The sequence below is a fragment of the Acidiphilium sp. PM genome (assembly GCF_000219295.1).
GTDB lineage: Bacteria > Pseudomonadota > Alphaproteobacteria > Acetobacterales > Acetobacteraceae > Acidiphilium > Acidiphilium multivorum.
On the sequence record NZ_AFPR01000267.1, the window covers coordinates 1 to 4,493 of the forward strand.

A 4,493-nucleotide genomic window follows, 5' to 3' on the forward strand; every position below is an offset into this window, starting at 1 on the left:
GCGGGGACGATCCTCGTCGGCAGGGCGGCGGGCGCGGGCATGACCGGCCGGCGCGGGCCGCGGCGAGGGACGGTGGGCGGGGTGCGGCGGGGCGTCAAGCTCATCGGTGTTTTCGCGGGATGATTTTCTGAAACGAAACTGTAATGGAATAAACGGTGGGCAGTCACGGCGGAACCGGCGATAGTGCGGACGGTCGGGGAGAGCCGACCCTATGACAAAAAATCAATTGAACTTGACTATATTTCACGCCAGACTGCCCGATGACAGGGAGATTTGAAAAAAACAACGGCGCGGGCAGGGTTTTTCGCGCCTCGCGCGGCGGCGCGCCGCGCGGGATAACGGAACGGAGAACGGGGACATGAAGTTCAGACTGCCGAACCAGCAGGCGCGTTCAGGGCTCGACGAGCTGCAAAATCACGTGATCGACGAGTTCCTGGCCGGGCGGATCGACCGCCGGGGGCTGCTGCGGCATGGCAGCGCCTACGGGATTTCCGCCGCCCTGCTCGGCGGCATGATCGGCGAGGCGCCGGGGCGGGCGCTGGCCGCGGGCGGGGAGGGTGCGACCATCCGCGTCTCGATCACCGCGCCGTCGACCGCGATCAACCCCGTCGTCGCCGGGGATACCGGCAGCCTGTGCATGTTGCAGCAGGCGGGCGAATTCCTGCTGTTCGACAATCCGAAGACGCTGCGGCTGGAGCCGATGCTGGCGACGTCGTGGAAGTCGAGCCGGGATGGCAGGGTGTGGACGTTCACGCTGCGCAAGGGGGTGAAATTCCACAGCGGCGGCACGATGACGGCGGATGACGTGGTCTATTCGCTCGCCCGCCTCGCCGACCCGAAGAACGGCTCCAACGCGCTTTCCACCTTCAAGGGCGTGCTGAAGCCGGAGGGGGTGGTGAAGGTCGACGATCATACCGTCGCGTTCCATCTCGAAGCGCCGAACGGGAATTTCGCCTATCTCGTCTCCTCGGACAATTACAACGCGATCATCCTGCCGAAGGGATCGGTCGCCGCGGATTACGAGAAGACCTTCGATGGCACCGGGCCGTTCCGGCTCGACGCCTACACGCCGGGGCGCGGCGCCAGCTTCGTGCGCAACCCCGCCTGGTGGGGCGGCAAGGTGATGCCGGCGCGGACCGAGTTCGGCTTCTACAGCAACCAGCAATCGCAGGTGCTGGCGCTGCAGGGCGGGCAGGTCGACGTGATCCAGCAGATCGTGGTGCAGGGCGCGCAGGGGCTGCTGCACGACCCTTCGGTGAAGATCCTCAACATCCGCTCCTCGAACCATCGCGAGGTGCACATGCGCTGCGACAAGCCGCCCTTCACCGACAAGCGGGTGCGCCAGGCGGTGGCGCTGACGCTGAACCGGCCGGGCATCGTGCACGCGCTGTTCGGCGGGCTTTCCGACCTCGGCAATGACAGCCCGTTCGCGCCGATCTATCCCTCGACCAACACGAGCGTGCCGCAGCGGCACCGGCAGATCGCGCGGGCGAAGCACCTGATGGCGGAGGCCGGGCTCGCGCATGGCGCCGAGGTGACGCTGACCACCGAGCAGGTGCAGGAAATCCCCGACTATGCCGTGCTGATCCAGAACGCCGCGGCGGAGATCGGGCTGAAGATCAACCTCAAGATCGAGACCAGCGCCGCCTATTACGGAAAGGCAACGTTCGGCAATTCGGACTGGCTCGATTCCACCATGGGAATCACCGATTACGGCCATCGCGGCGTGCCCAACGTGTTTCTCACCGCGCCGCTGGAATCGGGCGGTTCGTGGAACGCCGCGCATTTCAACAACAAGACCTACGACAAGCTGGTGGCCGATTACATCGCCACCGTCGACCTCACGCGCCAGCGCGAATATTCCGGGCGGATCGAGCGGCTGCTGCTCGACGAGACGCCGATCATCTTCGCGTATTTCTACAACTACCTCGCGGCCACGAAAAAGACGGTCAGCGGGGTGGTGGTGACCGGGATGTCGCAGGTGTTCCTGCAGCACGCCACGGTGGCATAGGGCATGGCGCGGCGGCTGCTCGGCCTGCTCGCGGGGCGGCTGATGCTCGGCCTCGTGACGCTGCTGCTGCTGAGCATGGTCGTCTTCGCCGGGGCGCAGCTGCTGCCCGGCAATGTCGGCCGGGCGATCCTCGGGCCGCTGGCGAGCCCCGTCGCGGTCGCCGCCCTCGACCGCCAGCTCGGCACCAACCTGCCGGTGCCGGTGCAGTACTGGCACTGGATCAGCCGGTTCGCCGCCGGGAACATGGGCGAGTCCTACGCGTTCCGCCGGCCGGTGGCGAGCTTCGTGGTGCCGGCGCTGCTCAACTCGCTGAAGCTCGCGTCCATCGCCTTCGTCATCGTCGTGCCGCTGTCGATCGGCGCCGGGGTGTATGCGGCGATCCACGCGCGCTCGCGGATCGACCGGGCGATCAGCCTCACCGGCCTGTCGATGACGGTGATCCCGGAATTCGTCTCCTCGATCGTGCTGATCCTGATCCTCGGCATCTGGCTGCGGGCGCTGCCGGTGACCGCGACGGCGCCGCGCCATGCCGGGGCGCTGGGGCAGATCCATCACCTGATCCTGCCGGCGCTGCCGCTGGTGTTCGTGCTGTTCGGCTATATCGCGCGGATGGCCAGGGCGGGGACGATCGAGGCGCTGGAATCCGATTACGCGCGCACGGCGACGCTGAAGGGCCTGCCAAGGCGGACCGTGATCGTGCGGCACGTGCTGCGCAACGCGCTGCCGCCGACGATCACCGTGGTGGCCACCCAGGTCGGCTATCTCGTCGGCGGGCTGGTGATCGTGGAGACGCTGTTCCGCTACCAGGGCATCGGCAGCCTGATCCTGACCGCCGCGCGGAACAAGGATTTCCCGATGCTGGAGGCGGGGATTCTCGTCATCGGCGCGGTGTATGTGCTGGTCACCGTCGCCGCCGACATGCTGCTGATCATGCTCAATCCGCGGCTGCATCGCGGGGCGGCGAAATGAGCGGCGCCGGGGCGGCGATGCCGGAAGCGGCCGCCGGGCGGGCGCGGCTGATCCTCGGCTCGGGCAGCGCGCGGGCGGGCATCGGCATCGTGCTGTTCTGGACCATCTGCGCGCTGTTCGGCCCGTGGATCGTGCCGTGGAACCCCTATCACGACAGCCTGATGCACACGCTGGCGCCGCCGAGCCTCGCGCATCCGTTCGGCACCGACCAGCTCGGCCGCGACATCTTCTCGCGCGTCATCGTCGGCTCGCGCTCGATCCTTTCGGTGGCACCGCTGGCCACGCTGCTCGGCACCGTGCTCGGCACCTCGATCGGGCTGGTCACCGGCTATTTCGGCGGGCTGATCGACACCGTGCTGAGCCGGCTGATCGAGGTGCTGCTGGCGCTGCCGCTGATCATCGTCGCCCTGCTGGCGCTCGTCGCGCTCGGCCCGTCGACGCCGACGGTGGTGATCGTCATCGGGCTGATCTTCGCGCCGCTGATCTCGCGCACGGTGCGCGCCGCGGTGATCGCGGAGCGCGAGCTGGACTACGTCGCCGCCGCCGAGCTGCGCGGGGAGGGGGCGGCGCACATCATGTTCGTCGAGATCCTGCCCAACGTGATGCCGCCGATCCTGGTGGAGGCCACGGTGCGGCTCGGCTACGCGATCTTCACCGTCGCCTCGCTCAGCTTTCTCGGCTTCGGCATCCAGCCGCCCTCGGCCGACTGGGGGCTGGCGATCTCGCAGAACTACGCCATGATCACCGGCGGCTACTGGTGGACCGTGGTGTTCGACGCCATCGCCATCGCCTCGCTCGTGGTCGGCGTGAACCTCGTCGCCGACGGCGTGCAGGCGGCGCTGGAATGAGCGCGGTGCTGGCCGGCACGGAGCGGGACGGCGCCACCGCGGCGACCCCGGCCCTGGCGGTGGAGGGGCTCGAGGTCGCCTATCGCACGCGGGGGCAGGAACTCGCGGTGCTGCGCGGCGTGTCGTTCTCGATCGCGCCGGGGGAGTCGTTCGGCCTGGTCGGCGAATCGGGGTGCGGCAAGTCGACCGCGGCGCTGGCCGCCCTCGGCGCGCTGCCGCGCAACGGGCGGGTGCGGGCCGGCAGCATCCGCATCGGCGGCGAGGATCTCGCCCGCCTCGACGCCGGAGCGCTGCGGCGGCTCAGGGCGCGCCGGGTGTCGATGGTGTATCAGGACGCGAGCCGCGCGCTGAACCCGGCGCTGACCATCGGGGTGCAGCTGCGCGAGGCGTTCGAGCTGCTCGGCATTACCGGGGCGGCGGCCGGGGCGCGCTCGCGCGAGGCGCTCGACCAGGTGCGGATCGCAGCGCCGGGGCGGGTGCTCGCCGCCTATCCGCACGAGCTCTCGGGCGGGATGCTGCAGCGGGTGGTGATCGCCATGGCGCTGGCGAAGGACCCGGCGCTGCTGGTGCTCGACGAGCCGACCACGGCGCTCGACGCCACGGTGGAGGCCGAGGTGCTCGACCTGATCGCCACGCTGCGGGCGGTGCACGGTACCTCGGTGCTG

The 4,493-nt window shown here is 69.0% G+C and carries 4 protein-coding genes; all 4 read left to right on the top strand.

The genetic code is table 11. The features are described 5' to 3' along the window. Nucleotides 1-358 precede the first annotated feature (358 nt). Nucleotides 359-2,011 carry an ABC transporter substrate-binding protein gene (locus APM_RS11000; protein ID WP_007423450.1) on the top strand — a complete coding sequence of 551 codons (1,653 nt, stop codon included), beginning with the start codon at nucleotides 359-361 and terminating at the stop codon, nucleotides 2,009-2,011. Nucleotides 2,012-2,014: 3 nt separating this feature from the next. After that, nucleotides 2,015-2,980, top strand: coding sequence for an ABC transporter permease (locus tag APM_RS11005; RefSeq protein ID WP_007423451.1), 966 nt, complete (start codon nucleotides 2,015-2,017; stop codon nucleotides 2,978-2,980). Further along, nucleotides 2,977-3,828 carry an ABC transporter permease gene (locus APM_RS11010; protein ID WP_007423452.1) on the top strand — a complete coding sequence of 284 codons (852 nt, stop codon included), beginning with the start codon at nucleotides 2,977-2,979 and terminating at the stop codon, nucleotides 3,826-3,828. The genes APM_RS11005 and APM_RS11010 overlap by 4 nt, the downstream gene beginning before the upstream one ends. Beyond that, nucleotides 3,825-4,493, top strand: a 669-nt coding sequence (locus tag APM_RS11015) for an ATP-binding cassette domain-containing protein (protein WP_007423453.1), incomplete at its 3' end; no start/stop codon positions are given. The genes APM_RS11010 and APM_RS11015, both read left to right, overlap by 4 nt.

Bases quoted from the DNA above. Each gene is read 5' to 3' on its own strand.
- APM_RS11000 (WP_007423450.1), top strand. From the start codon at position 359: ATGAAGTTCAGACTGCCGAACCAGCAGGCGCGTTCAGGGCTCGACGAG.
- APM_RS11005 (WP_007423451.1), top strand. From the start codon at position 2,015: ATGGCGCGGCGGCTGCTCGGCCTGCTCGCGGGGCGGCTGATGCTCGGC.
- APM_RS11010 (WP_007423452.1), top strand. From the start codon at position 2,977: ATGAGCGGCGCCGGGGCGGCGATGCCGGAAGCGGCCGCCGGGCGGGCG.